Raw genomic sequence first — 20,066 nt, forward strand, 5'->3', positions numbered from 1 at the left:
TTATACATTCTCCAACACTTCCTTAAGGCGTTTGGCTACTATTCTCTCTTGTCCCGGATCCATCATCCAGGTAGTTATACCTATAGTTTCCTTGTCGCCCACCGTAGCTATGGCAGGGTGACCTTCCATTAACTTTTTCCTGGCTTCCTCTGGACTTATCTTAACCAAATTGCTATCCCATTTAATACGTAGGGAAGGGACATGGTTGGCATAAGGTGGTACATGTATCTCTGTCTGCACTCCTTTTACGGATAAGGCACTGTCGCTAATTAATTTGATTTGATTTTCCCAAAGCTCCCATTCTTTTTCATGATCTTTGGCCAAATACATTTCCAAGGCCACCAACATTCCCAGAACTTCTTCCTTGTTTACTTTCATCCCCCTACCAATAGTACTTCCGCGGGGAGGGGTATGTATTCTTGCCGCTTTAATGAGATCTCTTTTGCCCAGCAATAATCCCGCACTCTGAGGCCCTCTAATTCCTTTTCCACCTGAAAATGCCACTAAATCGAACCCCATTTTGGTAAACTTAAAGAGATTCTCAACAGGCGGCACATCCGCGGCACAATCTATAAAAGTTGGGATTTTATGCTTTTTACCCAAGGCAATAAACTCGTCATACTTCACTTCCCCATTATCCGTATTGGCATTTAAAAACCAAAGCATGGCCGTATTTTTATTAATGGCCTTTTCCATTTCCTTCTTTGTTTTTACTACGACCAATTTAGCGCCTACGTTTAAAAGGGCATGAGTATAACCAATATTATGGCCTTCCTGTATTATTACCTCATTTTTTAATCCAGTAGTATCTGGAAGTTGGGCAGCTATATCGGAATCCATTCCAGATATGACCCCAGCAAGCCCTATGGACATGGCCCCGAAAGCACCAGAGGAAACCGTGGCATATTCACATTCCAACAATTCCGCTATCCTTTCCCCAACCTTGTCCTGAAGCTCATCCAAATCTACATATTCCGTAGCTCCGAATACAATAGCCGAGGTAACCTCTTCGGACATTAATGACCCGGTCATAGAAGTATAGGTTCCCGCAGCATTTATAAATGTACGGAGCCCCAACTCCTTGAAAAAATTCCGAGTTGCCGGTTTGGTTACTGCGGCACTCAGCAATTGTGGCGCTAATAGTCCCGTACCTACCAATCCGCCCACCACTGGCACACTGGATAAGGTTTTTAATAATTTTCTCCTACTTAGCATAATTCATTTTTTTTTAGATTAATCCAAGTCAACAATAATGCAATTTCTCTGGCCAATTTCCGGTAGGCCGGTTTACTTGGCATTCCATATTGGTCTGGAAATACCATTAAGGTCCCAAACCACATCCCCCTCCCTTAGGGTTAGCTCACATTCCAATTTTTTATCGCCCATCATTTTTTTCCCCTGTGTATCAATAAACCCAAAGTTCCCTTTTCTTAGGTTTAGAATTGTTAGGTCCGCCACGGCCCCAACAGTCAGGTGCCCCAGATCCGTGCGTTTAATATATTGCGCCGGATTCCAGGTGGCACATTCAATTACCTGCTTTACCGACATACCCATATTGATAAATTTCGACATTATATTGAGGATATCCTTCATTCCCCCGTTCATACTTCCCGTATGCAGATCCGTACTTATGGAATTAGGTAAAAAACCTTGTTTTATGGCCGGAATAGCTTGCTCAAACACCAAGCTGCCACCACCATGGCCAACATCAAAAATAATCCCTCGATTTTGAGCCTCAAAGACATACTTGCTTACCTTGCCATTTTCGTCGACCACAGGAGTTCTCCCTTTTACATGGGCATAGGCATGGGTAAAGATGTCACCAGGACGCAATTTTTCCATGAGCAGGGTTTCCAAAGACAACTCGGGTTCACTGCCACCAAAATCGATCATAACCGGAATATCTGCCATGTTACCCGCTGCAACCACCCTATTTACCGGCTCCCAATCAAAACCGCTATAATGGGCCAATTTTACCCCCACTATGGTCCCCTTGTGCTGCATGGCAACATAAGCGGTCATTTTAGGGTTCATATCCTCTATATTTTGTTCAATAGCGCCTCCTTTCATCCCCGATCCAATAATATTTAGGAAAGACAATACCCTTGTTTTTGAATGATCGATCGTCTGTGCCTTAAACGTTCTAAAATTCTTCCACCCAGCGCCACCTACATCAACAATAGTGGTAACGCCACTTCTAAAGGTAAACCCGTCTGGCGGCAAGGCTGTAAAACTATTACTTAAATACGCATCTTCCTCGGTCCCAAAAAAATTGTGCCCATGAATATCAAGGAGCCCGGGAGCCACTATTAGCCCTTTTGCATCAATCACCGTTTTGGCCTGGTTTTCTGGAATTTTGGAATCGACTTTTGCAATTTTTCCATCTTTTATGGCTACGTCCATCACTTGGTCCAAATTATTTTTTGTGTCTACCACATGCCCACCTTTAACCAAGATGTCGTAACTCTGAGCGGTCAAGGTCGTAGTTGCCGCTAGCGTTAAAATAATAACCCAAATCCGTTTTTTTAGCATATTTTTCATTTTTAAAAAGTATTAGTTGATCTAAACACCTAGTATATAAATTCTATAAACTGCTTCTTAGCTTCTTCACTTCTTCTGCTTTTACCTCCCCCGCATCGTTCCCAAAATTGGTCCTGATATAGGTCAGGACATCGGCCACTTCCTCATCACTTAAAAAACTGTGCTGCGGCATTACCCCATTGTACACCTCTCCGTTCACCTCCATAGAACCTTCCATTCCTTTTAAAACAATATTTATTAGTCTTTCCTTATCGCCGGTTACCCATTCCGTTCCTGTCAAAGGTGGAAATCTACCCGTTGCCCCTCTACCATCCTGTTGATGACAGGTACTGCAGTAGGTGTAATAAATCTTTTCACCTCCTGTATATTTCCCCGCTATAAGATTATCCTTGATTTCATCTGGTGTTCTAAGGTGGGACAATAGTTTTCTTTTTTCCATTTCCGCTAATTGTTCCCGGCCAAAATTATCTTTATCACCCTCAAAAACTATCTTCCATATCCTTCCCTTTACCGAATCTGAAATGTACATACTATCGTCTGCACCAAAGGCAATACCCATAGGCCTGTATTCAGCATCTTTAACACTAACAATGGGATCTACCCCTGCAAAACCATCCGCAAAAATTTCCCAATCGCCTGAAGGTTTTCCGCCCTTAAAGGGAACAAATCCTACAAAGTATCCGGATTGCGGATAAGGAGCTCTATTAGTTGACCCATGGAAGGCTATAAAAGCCCCGTTTTTATATCTTTTTGGCAACTTATCCCCATCATAAAAAACCAAATCATTTGGTGCCCAATGCCCTGGAAATCCCAATATGGGGTCATCGAAATCCTTACATCTCCCAATAATTTTACCATCACCTCCATATTCCGGTGCCAGCACCTTTTTTTCCTGAATTTGATCATAATAACAATAAGGCCAACCAAAATTTGAACCTTCAGTCACCTTTATAAATTCCTCGGAAGGGAGCAAGGCACTTTCCCAACCGGAATAGATATTTGGAAATAGTCTCAGCAAATCGTCCCGACCGTGCATAACGATATATAAATTTTCGTCCTCCGAATTCCAATCCATAGCAACAACACTGCGTATCCCCGAAGCATATTTGTACCCATCCTTTTGGGTCTGACCCAGCTTGTTGGCATCAAAACGCCAAACACCTCCATGGTCCTCCAATTGTGGACATGGGTCCATGCCTGGAGCCCCAGGGGTTCTTTTAGGGTTTTGACAAGCATTGGAAGGGGCACCAAAAGGAACATACATATGACCCTTGTTATCAAAAGCAATGGGCTTACCTATATGTTCGTGCTTACCATGCTCATGGTCATCGGTCATGACTATTTCCATTTCCCCTTCAGGTATTAAAGTTCCCGGTTTTAATTTATAGCGATAAATGACCAATTCAGAACTAAAATATAGATAGCCATTATATATCCTCATGGCCGTAGAATAACTCCATTTTTGAAGCGTACGGTACGCCCCAAATTTTTCTATCACATCTGCCCTGCCATCATTATTTTTATCTTGAAGTACAACTATACCTCCTTTGTCATTGGAATTTCTAAGTTTGCCATATAGTATGCCTTCATCTGTCACCGCCATATGCCGAACCCTTTCCTCTATACTATCCACGACCACGACCGCCTTAAAACCTTCAGGTAAAAAAAGACCTCCGTTAGCTTGTTGTAACTCACATTGCACTAGAGTCAAAATAGGCACAACACAAAAAAGTAATTTTTTGATACGCGTGGAAATGGGCATTGACTATATATTTAATAAACCTCTGATTGACTCTCCATCGTGGGTAATTTTCACCAATCCCTTTTAATTCCCAAATATTATATGGATTGAAATTGTTGTTTTACCCGATAATAATATCCTCAGCCTGCATGCAGATCCTGCCGTTAACTCTATAATATGTGTTCGAACACATCTTAAATTTAATAATACTTTAGAGAAAGTACCCATTTTATTTCCAATATTTAACAATTATATTGCCCAATTGAAAGAAAAGCGTAATTTCTATTGAAAGATTACAAAAATTACCCCTCTAAAATATCTTATTCCCGAAGTGACTTAGAATCACCCAGTTATTGTTTATTGAAAAATAAGTTTGCCAAAAAATTCGGGCCTGTGATAATCCGGCTTTTCGGTTCCTACCGGATTCCAAGTTAAATAATGGCGTTGGGAAGTAGCGTCGCCACACTTATAAAAATTTGCAGTGCTTTGTAAACCCTTTAATTTAATTTCGGAATTATGGGTTAAAACCTCAGCAGGTATTATTATGGTCATTTCCCAAGTGAAATCACCCGTTCTTTCGGTGAAAGTTTGTGCACCCAAAGAGCTTTGTACCTCGATCAAATTCCTTATAGTATTTGGATCCACAAATTGACGCTGCCCTCTTCCAGGTCCATAAGCCAAATGAACGGTGCCAATACAATTGAATTCAAAATTATAATAATTCCCGTTCCCTAAGGGGTCTAAAAAAAATTCCACACAACTGTCCCGTGCCACAGGTCCATTGGTGTCCCCAACACTGGCCAGAATGTTTTTTTCCTTGACATAATATTTTAGCCAAATAGCATTATTGCTGTGGGCAATCCTAAAGGCAACATCGGGGCGGTAAGAAAACTTATCCCAATTAATTAAATCCACATGCTCTAATTCTACATGCTTTTCCAAAAGTTGGGACACCTGCTCCAAACCAACTTGTCCGTTATATTTAATTTCCTTGACCTTAAGCACTTTGTCCTGACTATGTATTTCAGATTTGCAGGCCAACATTAGCCCGATGAATAATATTACTAAATGTATCCTCTTCCACATTTATGACATATCTAATAAACTACAAATTAGCTAAAATTTATCATCCAGACATAATGTGATCAGCAATTTAGTCCCATTTTAAATGCTACTCAAAATTTCATAAGATCTTAAGCGGTCATTATGGTCATAGATATGGGATACCGCCATTATTTCGTTGACCCGGGTATTTGCCACAAAATCCGAAAGTTGTGCTTTTATGGTTTCTTTAGACCCAACAAAACTATAGTGCATCATATTTTGTATTTGAGCTTTTTCCATCTCATGCCATATACCATCCATACTCTTCACCGGAGGCGGCAACGGTTTTCTAGTATTTCTAATAATTCCCAAAGCTAATTGCTGAAGGCTTGTCTCCAAATGCCTAGCCTTTTCATCGGTTTCTGCGGCAATGACGTTAACACAGGCAATAGTATAGGGAGCATTGCATTGTTCTGAAGGCTCAAAATTCTGATGGTATAATCTAAGGGCTTCATGCAAGTGGGCAGGGGCAAAATGACTGGCAAAAGCATATGGCAATCCTTTTGATCCCGCCAATTGAGCGCTAAAGGTACTGGAGCCCAATAAATACAAGGGAATGTTTAATCCCTCCCCAGGAATGGCCCTTACGGCAGCATTTCTATTCTCCTTGGAAAAATACGTCTGTAATTCCGTTATGTCATTTGGAAAATCGTGTACGGTTTCCGTTCGATTTCTTCTTAATGCCTTAGCCGTTAGTTGATCTGTTCCTGGCGCCCTTCCCAAGCCTAGGTCAATTCTCCCTGGATAAAGTGTCTCTAGGGTACCAAATTGTTCCGCTACAATTAAGGGAGCGTGATTGGGCAACATAATTCCTCCGGAGCCTACCCTAATGGTTTTGGTTCCTTGGGCAATATGTCCTATTAAAATTGGCGTGGCCGAACTAACCAAACTTTCCATATTGTGGTGTTCGGAAATCCAAAATCTTTCAAAGCCCAAAGTTTCTACATGTTGTGCCAGTTCCAAGCTTTTTTGTATAGACTGTAATGGCGTTGAGCCCTGCGCTACAGGGACCAAATCCAAAACTGAGAATTTTGTGTTCCTTAAATTATTATTGATGTTATCCTCCATTTTTCCGGTATTTACTTGATGTAATAGTAAGGCTTAGTCGAAAAATGATACAAATACTTAAAACAAATTTAGGAAGTCTAGAATCAGTAAATGAAACATACTTTAAATGAATGGATCTACACAATAACTAACCCCTTCTTATTTGATTAAAGTGAAAAACTTAATCCCGTTCAAAAATTACGGTGAGACCCGGGTTCTGTTCCTTCAATTGAGTTATGGTTTCTTTAGATACTTCGGACTGCCAGAGATAGATTTTCTTTAACCTAGTTAATTTAGGCACAAGGTCCAGGACACCTTTTGAAACTTTTGTTCCATAAAGGTTAAGCGATTCCAAATTCTCCAATTTAGATAAGTGTTTTATCCCGTCATCGGTAATTTCATTTCCCCTAAGGTCCAACTTTACCAGGTTTTGCAATAATCCAATTTTTTCAAGATATGGATCCTTGAGGTGAGAATTTCCTAGGTTAAGCCAAACCAATTGCTCCTTTAATTCCAAAAGGGCGTCCAAATCCGAAGCTTTAAGGTCATATTCACTTAAACTAAAATTGGCCTCCAAAAAATAATTGTCCTTCATTAAAGGATTGATTACAAAGCCATGTCGAATCAAGGAATCAACGATGGACCGATTGGGAGGTGGGACCTTTTTATTGAAAAGATTGTTCTTATCCAATCCTAAATAATTACTGACCAAAGAACTTACTGCCTTTTCCATATCCAATTCGGTTACAAAACCATTCGGTGGAGCTCCAATTTTAATCCACCATTTAATCAGCAACACTTCTTGATCCGTAAGCGGCAACTTTCCTTCAGATGGCATAAAATCGTCATGTTCTGTTGGCAGGGTAATCCTTCGAACCAATTCGCTCTTTAAGGCATCACTTGGGATAATGGTATTTTCACTTTCTCCTCCAAGCATCATATTCGCATAGGAGGTAAGCAAAAGACCTCCTTTATTTTTCCCCTCGTTATGACAGCTAACACATTTTGTTTGCATCATTGGCAGCACCAAATCCAGAAAGACATCTGCGGAATCCAATACCGTGACTTTTTCACGCGGCTCCACCTTGGAAGGCAATCCTGCCATATTCCTTACGGGATTTGGTGCGTATTCCAGTAAATAAGTAGAACCATGGGTCAGGTTACCACCCATGTGCCCAGTAAACATAAGTAAAAGTCCGACTATAAAAACCAATATCCATTTGGAAATGGAGAGTGAATTACTCCATTTCTTATTGATAAAGTAACACCCAAAAGACAATAGCATTACGGCAATTCCACCCCACTGATGCCAGAAGAGGGTATCCTCATCGTAACCACCACTTAGGGAAAGGAAATAACCAAAAACCACAGCCAATAGTGCACTAAATGCTCCCATAAGCCACATCAGCGGGAGATACATCTCCAAAGGCTTGAATTTGGGCCAACGCGTAGCCAGCTGTGCCAAAATGGCCATAATTAGGAAGCCAATGGGAAGATGCACAACTACAGGATGAAACCGCCCAAAAAACAATACTACATCTGGCGGGTTATCCAAAATACCACCATTCATCAAGAAGATAAATCCCATTTATACTATTTAAGTGGAGTGCCTTTTATGGGTTTTCCATTGGTGGTCAATATTTGAAAGTGGTGCACCCTATGCCCTTCATAATTCCATACCATAGATTTATCAGGTGCCAACTCAAACAATTTAATTCCCTTTTGAGCCCCGTAACTGGCAATCACCGTATTGCCGTTGGGTAACCTTTGTGCCCCGCAGGGATCAACAAAAGGTGCTTCTTGCAAATCAGAATTGGATACTTTCCAGACTACCTTGCCATTGGAATCAAATTCTACCGCCTTATTCCCATGAGTTAAAGTAACCAGGGTATTTCCATTATCCAAACGAATGGCGGTAAAAGGCCAATTTTCAGCTTCCCTTCCTCCCAAATCTTCCAAATCCGTATGAAAAACATTTACCACTTTCCCATCCGGTTGGTATTCCTTAACCGCAAAGGCCAATAAATGTGGTACTAAATAATTGCCATTGGATAATTTTCTGGCCATCCTAGTCTGCATATGTACATTGTCCGTATCAGGTTTAAGTGGTATGCTGCTTACCACTTTTCCCTTTTTATTAACCTCAACTATTCTTGGATCCGATCCGGATTCGGTAATCATGGTGTTGCCATTGGATAAACGAACTGCGGTTCCCAATTCCATGGATTTCTCAGCTCTAGTATAGGTGAAAATTACCTTTTTTTTCTTGTTATACTCTCGCACTTCATCTCCCCAACAAATAAGGATATTGCCATTCTTTAAGACATAGCCATCCCTGGCACTTTTTTTCCCGGAATCCCAGAGTTCCTCTCCATTTTCCCCAATAATCCCAGTAAAATTAGGTCCCGCTACAAAGAATGAATGTTTAATTTCATTTTTATTTATCGACTGATTTTGGGGTGATAAGACAGTAGCCTGACCTACCAAAAACAGGGGCGACATCATTAAAAACAGTAGTCCTTTGCTAAAAATATTCATATGCGTGTATTCCAATTAAAATTTTATTTAGGTTAAAATATCCTTTACCACATTACCATGAACATCTGTCAATCTCATATCACGACCTCCAAAACGGAAGGTCAGTTGCTTGTGATCTATTCCCAGCAAATGCATAATCGTGGCATGTAGGTCATGCACGGTTACTTCGTTTTCTATTACCCGATAGCCATATTCATCGGTCTTGCCAAAAATAGTTCCTCCCTTTACTCCTGCTCCGGCCATCCACATACTAAAGGCGGACGGATTATGGTCACGCCCGTCAGATCCCTGTGCAAAAGGGGTACGGCCAAACTCTCCGGTCCAGACCACCAATGTTTCCTCCAACAAACCTCGCGATTTAAGATCCTTAAGGAGTCCAGCTATGGGTTGATCTACCGCATGGGCATTTTTTTCATGACCTTTTTTTAAATTACTGTGCTGGTCCCACCTGTCAACACCTGGACCAACGTTGGGACAAGTAAGTTCTACAAATCTAACGCCCCGCTCTATCAGCCTTCTGGCCAAGATACATTGAGAGGCATATCCCCTCAAATTAGGGTCATCCGAATCCATACCGTACAATTTTTTAGTGGCCTCGGTTTCCTCCTTAAACTCGGTAAGTTCCGGGATGGAGGATTGCATTTTATAGGCAAGTTCATAATTGGAAATAGCAGATTCCACGGCATCGGCCTCTCCAATTTTCCCAATTAAACTATGATCCAATTGTTTAATAAATTGGAGTTTTTCCTCCTGAAGATTTTTAACGCCTTCCCTTGGATTGATATTGGCTACAGGTTCTGGACCAGCCTTAAAAACAGAAGCCTGGTAGGATGCCGGCAAAAACCCATTTTTAAAATTATCCAATCCACCCGGAGGAACCAGCCCTCCGTCCAAAACAACATAGCCAGGTATATTTTTATTCTCGCTCCCTAATCCATAATTCATCCAAGCACCCATACTTGGGCGACCCTGCAAACCACTACCCGTATGTAAAAAATAATTGGCATTGGTATGTTCCGGAAAATTGGAAACCATGGATCGAATTAAAGCAATGTCGTCTACGCAGGTGGCAATATGTGGAAACAGATCACTTACTGGCATACCACATTCCCCATATTGTTTAAAATCCCAAGGGCTTTTTAATATCTTGCCCACATTGTCGAACTGGGTCGCATCTACCTTAAATTTCTTTCTGGGATCCTCTCCGTTCTCCTTGGCTAGGCGGGGTTTGGGGTCAAAGGAGTCTACTTGTGATACACCCCCATCCATATAGAGGAAGATGACATTTTTCGCCTTGGGCAAATAATGTGGTCCCAAATAAAGATTGGAAGCTGAATCAAAAGATCCGGGCCTTTTGCAGGCCAAGGGCATAGTGCCAAACAGACTCATTAATGCCAATGAACCGAAGCCCCCAGCCGATAGCCCCAACATTTCCCGACGGGAAATAACTCTTGGTTTAGTATTGTGATGATGGCCCATTAGATAAGGTATATAAATTCTTTTAAATTAAAAATACTATGACAATACTCTTTCCAGAGTTCCATTTCCTGATTCTCCTTACTTGCCTCTTTCTCTTCCATAGTCCGGAGCATCTCGAAAAAATCAGAAGCTTTTTTTAGTTCATCCGAACTTGCCAAACGTGAAAAAGTCTGCATATAGATCCACTGTACTTTTTCCTCAAAACCTACCAGTTCCTTTTCCATCAATTTCCCGGCCATAATTTCGGCCTGTTGTGCAACCAATGGGTCGTTCATTAAAATCAAGGATTGTGAAGGCACATTAGTAACGTTCCTACTACCAAAAGTACTAAAGGGAATAGGACGATCAAAGGTCGTCATCATAGGCTCCAAGAAATTTCTCCTTACTTCCAAATAAATACTCCTTCGCCCTTCCCCATCTAGAGGTCCCGATTTCCCCGGCCTACCGCGTCCCTGCATAAACGCCGTTAAATGGGTGGCCACAGGTGTTCCGTACATGGTGGAATCCAAACTTTCGGAAACAGCCAATATTCCATCTCGGATAGCTTCTGCCTCCAATCTTCTTACGGGAAAAGAAGCCAAATAAATATTGTTGGGATCCGTATTTGCTAGAGCATCACTTCTCACAGTACTTCTTTTAAAAGTTTCTGAGGTAACAATTGCCCTGATCAATTTTTTAACGGACCAACCCTCCTTCTGAAACTTAACCGCCAGGTAATCCAACAGTTCCGGGTGGGATGGTAATTTTCCTTGAAGACCAAAATTATCAACAGTCTCCACAATTCCCTTGCCGAACAAATGGTGCCAAATCCGGTTTACCATTACGCGAGAAGTCAAGGGATTATCTTCATTCAACATTACCTCTGCCAACTCCATACGTCCACTTCCTTCAGATTTAAATATGGAATCGCCCAATGACAATACCGATAAAAATCTCCTAGGAATATGTTCTTCCGAGGGCTCCTTATAATTACCTCTATTGAAAACGGGGCTATCAATTCCGTAACCATCGTATATCCCATTAACAAAGGATTCGGTTTTTAGACTTTTGGCCAGCTGTTGGCTACTATCCAAAACCGATTTCAATTCAGGGAAATGTGAAGGTAATTTACCCTTCTTCAGATCATTATTAAGCCTTGTAACCTTTGTTGGAGATATATCCAGGGATGCCCAATTTTCCTGTGGTTGTTGTGTGGTAAAATTCTCTTCCAAATCCGAAGGCCATTCCCCATCGTAAGTCACGGCGTATTGAACTTCAATAAAAGCATCCTCCTGTAGGCTATACTTGTGGCGTTCATAAGTTCCCGGCAAGATTTCAATATATGCCTTTCTACCCTTCCAGGCCGCTACATTAAAAACTAAATTATTCCATTCCCCTGTATTCACCTTTTGGTCTATTCCGCCATAAATTGGGTTTTGAATCAATTGAAAATTGTCTATTATAATTCTGATGCTACTGTTTTTACCAAGTGCCCTAACACCAACAAAATCTTTGTCCAAGATAATATTGGGGGACCGTAAAGCCCCAAAAATGCCCATCCCCATTGCCCTGCTAGAAGCTTTTCCTTCATCCAAGCCAAGCAATTTTCCTGTGGCCGGATCCACTATGGGATTCCCCAGGGTTGTCTTCTGCCCAAAAGCAAATCCATCACTTGTCCAACCATCAAAATCGCGGCCTCTAAAATCGCCGATGACGGAATAGGCTTCTTCATTTGTGTTTATCGCTGTATTCTGGGCCTGATCAGTATTTTCATAACTGTTTTTGGCAGTGTCCCATTTTCCGGCCACCAACTTCCGCATATAGGAATTAAGATTTTCTATTTCCTTGGCCGCCAATTTCTTATCCTTACTTAGATCGGCAGGAACGGGAGAAAACCTTGTGCTCTCCATTACCCCATACAGGGCGTAATAATCCGCCGCAGTTATGGGGTCAAATTTATGGTCGTGACATTTTGCACAGGAAACCGTTAACCCCTGAAAAGTCTTGGTGGTAACGTCTATCATGTTATCAATGCGATCTGCCTCGTCCTGCCGCACATCCACTGGGCTATGGGTACCTTCACCCATAACATAGAAAGTAGTGCCCAGCCTAGATTCCGAAACTCCAGTTTCCTTATTTTCCCTAGTAGTTGGCAATAAATCCCCTGCAATGTGCTCCTTTAGGAATTGATCATAGGGCACATCTTCGTTAAATGCCCTGATCAAGTAGTCCCTATATTTCCACGCACCCGTTATGGCATAATCAAACTCGTGCCCCTTTGTTTCCGCATACCGCACCAAATCCATCCAATGTCTTGCCCATCTTTCTCCATAGGCCGGTGAATTTAGATAACGATCTACCAGCTTTTCGTAAGCCACACTACTGGTGTCAGAAATAAATTCTTGAACCTCTTTAGGGTTTGGGGGTAAGCCGGTAAGTAAATAGGATACTCTTCGGATAAGTGAGTTTTTATTGGCAAGAGGTACTTTCTCCAACCCTTTTTCATCCAGTTTCTTTTCTATTATAAAATCGATGGCCTTGGGGTCCGATAACGCAATTTTCGTCTCCGGCTTAATAAAGGACCAGTGATCTTTCCATTCGGCTCCCTGATCTATCCACTTGTTCAATAAGGCCTTCTCCCTCTCGGTAAGTTTTAGATTGGTCTCCGGTGGAGGCATTACCATACCAGGGTCTTCATTATAAATCCGCTGTACCATATGGCTTTTGGAAGCCTTCCCCGGCACAATGGCATGCCCCCCTTCTTTTAGGGCAGCGGTGGCACCTTCGTAGGTATCCAATCGTAATTCCGCTTTTCTACTACTTGGGTCGGGGCCATGGCACAAATAACAATTCTGTACCAATATGGGTTTTACATGAAAATTAAAATCCACCACCTTAGGCAGAGGTTCAGAGAACTGTTGTGATCTGTCACAGGAAATACCTAAACCGCCCAGCGTACAAATTAAAATCAGAACCTTTATTCTGCTAAAAAACATTGTCAAAATTTTAGAGGGAAATTCAAATATACGGATCCAAAGCATTAGAATCAACTATTTAAATTGCATGGGTAGATATTAATTGTACCCTAAAAAGGCTAATAACTCCCCTTATGTAACGAAGAGGGGAATGAATTGCCACGCTCCTTGGTGGGGCAAAAAGGGGAGTTTGAAATCTCGAGCCGTAAACCCATACCTTATCTATTGTCCCCTCCCAAAGACCTGGGCTATCAATCCCTTCCGTCTCCTCCGCACCCAGCGGAAGATCCACCCTTCCCTTATCCAAGGGAAGGAGCCACTGCTGTCGTCATTGTGTGCCCATTATGGCTACTGGATTATCTCTTTCCCCTTGTGCCTTTGAGCTACTTCATCATCGGTACCAAATAGAAACAAATCACACTAGTAGCTCAACGAAGTTTTGAAAACTTACCATGAAGCAACCTCTTTATTCAAAAAAAGTATTGAGATTCCAAAAATGAAAACCTAGCTTGTACGACTTCTCGTCGTCCCCAAAAAGGGACTCTGTCGAAGTGATTACTACAGTCATTTCGACCAATAGGGAAAAATCACACAACTAACTAAGCCAAAACATTAATTGGGTATATAATTTCCAAGCTATTAATAAAACTGATGAAACTTTTATAAAACCGTTGCCTGCGGGATTCCTGCCAATAGGGGATTCTATCAAAGTGACCATGTCTTAAACAAGGGAGGATCGAAGCGGAATCACTAACATTTCAACCAGATATGTTTGGATTAAAGCAAATCCCTTAAATCGGTAATTTTATTGATATTATGTTCCGGATTGGGCACATCGCCAAATCCGTATTTGGCAAAAACAAATGGTATTCGGTTCCCTTCGGCAGCGGTATAATCCCCTAAGGTATCCCCAATATAGATGGGTTTGGAAAGTGTATTTCTTTCAATGACCATTTTTACATTTTCGGCCTTGGACTTACCCGTATTTCCTGAACATTCAAAATCTTTAAAATAGGCACCCAAACCATGGTATTCATAAAAGGCCTCGATATAACCAGCCTGACAATTACTGACTATATACAGATCGTACTTACTCCCCAGTATCTTCAAGGTTTCTTCCAATCCATGGTACAAAACCCCTCCGAACTCCTTAATGTCATTTACCTCCTGTACATAGCAACTGTTCATGACCTCGTCTTGCTGTTCTTTGGAAAGATATGGAAACAGTTTCTTTCCTACCAGGTCGTGCTGCATTCCCAGAATACCCTGTATATCTTCCTTGGAAATCGGATTTTTAATACAGTCGAAACCATTCAGTGCCGTATGCCATGCCTTGATACTCATGGGCATGGGATCCCAAAGGGTACCATCCAGGTCAAAAATGATGTTTTCAATATTATCCTTTAAGTCAATGAGAGTCATTTTTAATAGTTTTGAATACTATGGGTACTAAATTAAATTCACTACCTCACCCGTTTTGGCGGATTTATAGGCCGCATCTACAATGTCCAGCACCATTTGTCCTTCTACAAGTCCCGGAACTGGTTGTTGTCTAGTTTTTATACAGTCCACAAAATACTCCATTTGACGGGTATAGATTATTTGGTCGCAGTGATCTTCCCTTTTTGGAAGCTCGGGTACAGTGGTTACCGAACCTTCCCCTTCCTTCATTTTTAAAAATGTAGGAAACAGATTGGCATAACCCTTGGTCCCGAACAGGCTGGTACTGGCTTCAGGTCCGTCCATATGGGGGTGCCACCATCCACTTTCTATAATGCTTTCAGTGCCATTGTCCCAAGTAATGACCAAAATACCTGTATCGTCCACATCATAATCTCCAAATTCTGTAGAAATTCTGGCATATACCTTAGCGGGTTTTGGGTCTCCCAAAATATACCTTACAGCATCAATGGCATGGACACCCATGTCTGCCAAGGCTCCGCCCCCTGCCAATTCCTTTTTGGTAAACCAGCCCGAGGGCCCCCAATTTTCATGTATACCATAACCTTTGGTCTTAAATACTTTTCCTATTGTTCCCGAGGCCACGGTGTCCTTTATATAACGGGTATCGGTATCAAAACGCCACATATGCCCAACCATTACCAATTGGTTATGTTTTTTGGCAACCTCAGCTATTTGTCTGCCTTCATCCCCGCTCATTCCCATAGGTTTTTCAAGAAAAACATCCTTGCCATTTTGTAAAAACTCTATGGCATAGGGAGCATGAAATTGATTGGGAGTGCTTATAATTACGGCATCCAAATCATCTCTTTCTACAAGGGACGAAATATCGTTCAGCGCTTCTTTGATATTATACTTAAGAGCAAATTTTTGGGCATTTTCAAGGTTTTTGGACACCACGGCCACAATTTCAACATTGGCTAGGGTTTGTAGTCCACGCGCATGATAATCCGATATAAATCCTGCGCCTATAAGGGCTATTCTGGTTGTCATATGTTTAAAATTTTATAATTGATTAAAAAAGAAGTAATTACAAAATTTACAAACAGATGTAACCACTTCGTTTTACTCACGTCCTTATTATTTTTTGTGTTCGTGAACCTTTCGGTTTCACATAAACTTATTTTAATCGTATCAGTATGGTATGCTTAAAAGAGTTTATGCTCATTTCATAGTTATTTATTTATTAAAAACTCATCCACAATTTCTCCTACTTTGTTGTAGGTAGTGTATTTCAAAGTTTTATCTGTTAATGTCATATATTGATAAAATTGACCTTCTTTGAACCTCTTTTTAGCATAAGGTTCTTCGCCTATATCGTCATGATTTCCATTGGTCCCGATAGATACTGCATATACAGTCCCGTCTTTAAACGAGTCCACAACCTTGCCATTATTAATCGGCTTTGAACGCATATAATAATGAATATGACCAGCCATGACCATATCAACATGGTAGGTATCAAAAAGACCGCCCCATTCTTGCTGAATATCCAAATAAGGTTCTTCAAAATTATACGGTGGGAAATGTAACATGACGAATTTCCAAGTGGCATTGGAATTTTTCAATTGATTCTCTATCCATTGGGTCTGTGCTTCATTGGGTTGGGTTGAATCGATCATCAAAAATAAAGCGTTGCCATATTCAAAAGCGTAAGTGCTTTCCGGATCCACGCTTTCAGGTCCATTTTTAGGCAAACTAAAAAGTTGATAATACATCCAAGCGCCCAAACCATCCTGCCGATCATGATTTCCAGGGACGGGCATTAAGGGCTTATGGGAGAACACATCTTTCGAATATCCAAAAAACATGTCCCATTCGGTACGGTAAAGTCCTGTGGTTACAATATCACCTGCAATTGAATAAAATGCAGTTTCAGGATGTCGGAGGTTAGCATCGTTGAGCATTTCTGCCCAATTGGGATCCCTATGCGTATCTCCAAACCAAATAAACGAGAACTCATCGGCATCCTTGGCTTCGGTCTTAAAGCTTCTAACGGAAGACCATGACTGCGCTTCTGCTGAACCTACGCGATACTCATAGTTGCCTCCGGCCTCCAAATTGTTCAGATTGGCTGTAAATCGGTTTATATACCTATCATTGAACAACATTCTATCTTCCATGCCCGATACCGAGGCATTTAAGGAAATAGTGTCGGATGTATTTTTCTTCCAATACTGAACAGTTCCATCTTTTACGGTAGTTTTGGTTCTCCATTGTACATCCATAGAATTTGTAGGATCTGCACTCCAGGTAAGCATAATCTGATCGGGTTGACTGGAAGATGGGAATATTGTTTTTCGAAAAGCGCCTTCTACATGTGCTTCCCTGGCCCTTCCCCTAACCGTTGTGAACAATACCTGACCTTCAAGTTCTTTGGGCAGTTCCGTAATTTTAAGGTCGGACCAGTCATGGTATGTAAAAGCCCCCTTTTTAAACACTTCCAAAGAATATTCCTCAGGATAGCGTTCGCTAATTGTAAGTTCCTCATTGCTATTCTTTGGACCTACTGCAATAAAATAGACGACTCTATCCATGTCGAACCCCGGGATTCCGAGATTAACCCAACCCTCATCAAAATCCTTTTGCCATACTTCATATTCATAGACTTCATTTTTTACGAGTTCATTAGTCTTTACAAAACCACTTTCCTTAAGCCAAAACGGTACTTCATGATCCAGATGTCTCATCAAAGAAACCGTTACTGGTACATTAACCTTAAAATATTGGTAACGGGTTGCCAGTGTTGTTTTCTCGCTATCGGTCAGAAACTGAAGCATAAAAGTATCGTCAATGGAATCATAGTCCTTGGAATCTACTTTTTCATATAATCTGGTGATTACATTATCCATTACATCTTCAACAGAGGTCTGGTTCTGTTGTTCTTCCTTTTTGGTTTCAGCACAGGAAAAAATGAATAAAACAGCGAACAGAATTAAATATCTTCTCATTTGGTTACCATACTTTATTTGGATTCTTCAATATTAATTGATCTATGTTCATGATATTTATAACTTAGTAACTAATTCGCTTTTGAAAAAGCATCCAGCATATCCGACAATCGATCTGTCAAAATAAAATTGACCCCTGCGTCCAATAATTCCTTCACACGACCTTCTTCTTCTGAATGAAAATAATTAACCTTAATCCCATTTTCCTTCAGCTTCTTCAAATCTGCCAACATATTTTCATCGTCCCTACTGCTTTTTATTTGAAGAAATGCGAAGCCTTTTTTGATGGTTTCATCAATATATTCAGCGCGAGTGGATAATCGTTCCATGTTGCACATCATAATATTGGGATTTACCTGCCTTACCCCTTTGGAAGCCTCATTATTACAAGCAATAACAGCCTGGTGGATTCTATTGGCAGCAATCACGGCCTCTGCAGTTGCGGCCCCCAATTGCTCATCCCCTTTTAGATGGATATTAAGCCAGATATTTTTCGGCATAATATCCAGTGCCTCCTTTAAGGTGGGAACCCGTTCACGTTTAAACCTTCTGGATTTCCATTTCCCCGCATCCAGTTTTTTAATTTTTTTCAGGCTAAGACTCCCAACCAGCCCGCGGCCATTGGTAGTTCTGTTTACCTTTTCATCGTGCATAATCACCAATTGATTGTCCTTGGTCATTTGGACATCGAATTCGATCATCTGTGCACCTAACCGAATGGCCTCCGCAAATGCCGCCAAAGTATTCTCCGGGTGGGTTTCATTGGCTCCCCTATGGGCACAAATGCCATTTTGTGGCATGCTATGATCTTTTGGAACAACCATGGAATCTTGAGAATAAACAAGGCTATTCCAAGAGCAAAGAATAAAAAGACGTATCACTAATTTCATCCGTGTAATATATTTCTTATTATGGGATATTGTCTTTGGGACGGCTGCCCTATTGCCTTAATCCATCAATTCCTCGGCATAGGTATAAACCTTCTTAATGGCCTCGGCAACCAAATCCATATCCGCTCTTGTTCCCATTAACACCTTGTGGTGAACACAGACCGATTCTTCCTTAAAAATACGTTCGCAGACCGGTAATGAAAACCTTTTGGGATCAATGGCCTTCCAATATGCATCGTTCAATTTATGCCTGGAAGGTTTTGTGTGCGGCACGTATAATGAGCAATTATTTAAAGGCTCATAACAAGCATCTACTATTATCCCCAACTCCGCCTCCAGGGCAGACCGGAACTTCTCTATTGGCAAATTCTTAAACTTGTTCGAGTCGTATCGAAAGGCAAAATTGAAATAAGCCTTTTTGGTTTCCCTATCATCTCTTTTTAATGGCGTAACCCCTTCTATTTCCGTTAGAAGAGTATTTAAATATACCCCATTGGCATCTCTATTTGCATTTTGTTCCGGCAATCTTTTTAAACCCTCTACCAGTATAGCTGCTTGAAATTCGGTAATCCTGTAGTTCCCGGACTGTATAAAATTACCGTCATCACCATAATCGCCTATCCCTTTGTCCGCACCAATAAGCGAATCTCCTTCAGGTCTGCGACCAACATTTCTAAGGGCATCCATTTTCTCGGCTAAATCGGTATCATTTGTAGTAATAGACCCCCCTTCACCAGCAGTTAAATGTTTTGATAATTGAAAACTGAAACTACCTACATTACCGATACTTCCTGCTTTTTTACCTTTCCATTCCCCTCCGTGCTTGTGGGCACAATCCTCAATTACATAAAGATTATGTTTTTTGGCAATGGCCATAATCGCATCCATATCCGCAAAGGCACCATACAAATGTACTGGCATAATAGCCTTTGTTCTTGGAGTTATGGCCTTTTCAATTTCTTTTGGATCTATACACCAGGTATCCTCACAAATATCTACCAATATGGGAGTAGCATTTACGTCGATTACGGTGGCAGCAGTAGCTTGCCACGTTAGGCCAGGGACAATAACCTCGTCACCAACGCCTATACCCAAGGCTTCCAGCGCAATTTGCATGGTTATGGTACCGTTTACAACACATATAGAATGTTTTACCCCTGTATATTCCGCAAATAGTTTATTGAACTCCATTTCCTTTGGTCCATTATAGGACCAAACCCCACTATTCAGGACCTCTATCAGAGCAACTTCCTCTTCTTTCCCCCAAACCGGCCATTTAGGCCACGGATTCTTATTAGTATCTCGACTAGGTATGCCGCCATTTATTGCTAGTTTTTTCATTGTCAATGATTGTTATAAA

General features: G+C 41.2%; 15 protein-coding genes. 1 reads left to right on the forward strand and 14 read right to left on the reverse strand.

Annotation, left to right across the window (positions count from 1 at the left end):
* The 9 genes from MWU82_RS02990 to MWU82_RS03030 form a co-directional block, all read right to left on the reverse strand.
* Window positions 1-1,215, reverse strand: a complete 1,215-nt coding sequence (locus MWU82_RS02990) for an aminotransferase class V-fold PLP-dependent enzyme (RefSeq protein WP_215949338.1) — start codon at window positions 1,213-1,215, stop codon at window positions 1-3.
* A 72-nt stretch (window positions 1,216-1,287) separates the two neighbouring features.
* Window positions 1,288-2,541, reverse strand: coding sequence for an amidohydrolase/deacetylase family metallohydrolase (locus tag MWU82_RS02995; protein ID WP_247095165.1), 1,254 nt, complete (start codon window positions 2,539-2,541; stop codon window positions 1,288-1,290).
* A 43-nt stretch (window positions 2,542-2,584) separates the two neighbouring features.
* Window positions 2,585-4,303, reverse strand: coding sequence for a c-type cytochrome (locus MWU82_RS03000; protein WP_247095166.1), 1,719 nt, complete (start codon window positions 4,301-4,303; stop codon window positions 2,585-2,587).
* Window positions 4,304-4,639: 336 nt separating this feature from the next.
* The gene (locus MWU82_RS03005) at window positions 4,640-5,368 is read right to left on the reverse strand and encodes a carbohydrate-binding family 9-like protein (RefSeq protein WP_247095167.1); all 729 of its coding nucleotides are present in this window, start codon (window positions 5,366-5,368) and stop codon (window positions 4,640-4,642) included.
* A gap of 78 nt (window positions 5,369-5,446) precedes the next feature.
* Window positions 5,447-6,454, reverse strand: a complete 1,008-nt coding sequence (locus MWU82_RS03010) for an LLM class flavin-dependent oxidoreductase (RefSeq protein WP_247095168.1) — start codon at window positions 6,452-6,454, stop codon at window positions 5,447-5,449.
* 160 nt (window positions 6,455-6,614) lie between these two features.
* On the reverse strand, window positions 6,615-8,021 hold the full coding sequence (locus tag MWU82_RS03015) for a c-type cytochrome domain-containing protein (protein WP_247095169.1): 1,407 nt from the start codon (window positions 8,019-8,021) through the stop codon (window positions 6,615-6,617).
* 5 nt (window positions 8,022-8,026) lie between these two features.
* Window positions 8,027-8,971: a hypothetical protein gene (locus tag MWU82_RS03020; protein WP_247095170.1), complete on the reverse strand. Its 945-nt coding sequence runs from the start codon at window positions 8,969-8,971 to the stop codon at window positions 8,027-8,029.
* Between the two features lie 27 nt (window positions 8,972-8,998).
* On the reverse strand, window positions 8,999-10,450 hold the full coding sequence (locus tag MWU82_RS03025) for a DUF1501 domain-containing protein (RefSeq protein WP_247095171.1): 1,452 nt from the start codon (window positions 10,448-10,450) through the stop codon (window positions 8,999-9,001).
* The gene (locus MWU82_RS03030; RefSeq protein ID WP_247095172.1) at window positions 10,450-13,425 is read right to left on the reverse strand and encodes a PSD1 and planctomycete cytochrome C domain-containing protein; all 2,976 of its coding nucleotides are present in this window, start codon (window positions 13,423-13,425) and stop codon (window positions 10,450-10,452) included. Before MWU82_RS03030 ends, MWU82_RS03025 begins: the two co-directional genes overlap by 1 nt.
* Window positions 13,426-13,560: 135 nt before the next feature.
* On the opposite strand from MWU82_RS03030, the gene MWU82_RS03035 reads away from it, so the two are divergent.
* Window positions 13,561-13,812: a hypothetical protein gene (locus tag MWU82_RS03035; RefSeq protein WP_247095173.1), complete on the forward strand. Its 252-nt coding sequence runs from the start codon at window positions 13,561-13,563 to the stop codon at window positions 13,810-13,812.
* A gap of 369 nt (window positions 13,813-14,181) precedes the next feature.
* On the opposite strand, the gene MWU82_RS03040 is transcribed toward MWU82_RS03035, so the two are convergent.
* From MWU82_RS03040 to MWU82_RS03060, 5 genes are all read right to left on the reverse strand, one after another.
* Entirely contained in the window at window positions 14,182-14,826 is a 645-nt protein-coding gene (locus MWU82_RS03040; RefSeq protein ID WP_247095174.1) for an HAD family hydrolase, read from the reverse strand.
* Between the two features lie 27 nt (window positions 14,827-14,853).
* Window positions 14,854-15,858, reverse strand: a complete 1,005-nt coding sequence (locus tag MWU82_RS03045) for a Gfo/Idh/MocA family oxidoreductase (protein ID WP_247095175.1) — start codon at window positions 15,856-15,858, stop codon at window positions 14,854-14,856.
* A 182-nt stretch (window positions 15,859-16,040) separates the two neighbouring features.
* Window positions 16,041-17,816 carry a metallophosphoesterase family protein gene (locus MWU82_RS03050; RefSeq protein ID WP_247095176.1) on the reverse strand — a complete coding sequence of 592 codons (1,776 nt, stop codon included), beginning with the start codon at window positions 17,814-17,816 and terminating at the stop codon, window positions 16,041-16,043.
* 71 nt (window positions 17,817-17,887) lie between these two features.
* Window positions 17,888-18,706: a glycerophosphodiester phosphodiesterase family protein gene (locus tag MWU82_RS03055; RefSeq protein ID WP_247095177.1), complete on the reverse strand. Its 819-nt coding sequence runs from the start codon at window positions 18,704-18,706 to the stop codon at window positions 17,888-17,890.
* A gap of 57 nt (window positions 18,707-18,763) precedes the next feature.
* Window positions 18,764-20,047 carry a DegT/DnrJ/EryC1/StrS family aminotransferase gene (locus MWU82_RS03060; protein WP_215949327.1) on the reverse strand — a complete coding sequence of 428 codons (1,284 nt, stop codon included), beginning with the start codon at window positions 20,045-20,047 and terminating at the stop codon, window positions 18,764-18,766.
* Between the last annotated feature and the right edge of the window lie 19 nt (window positions 20,048-20,066).

Source organism: Arenibacter sp. S6351L (genome assembly GCF_023016025.1).
In the GTDB taxonomy this organism is placed as follows: Bacteria; Bacteroidota; Bacteroidia; order Flavobacteriales; family Flavobacteriaceae; genus Arenibacter; species Arenibacter algicola_B.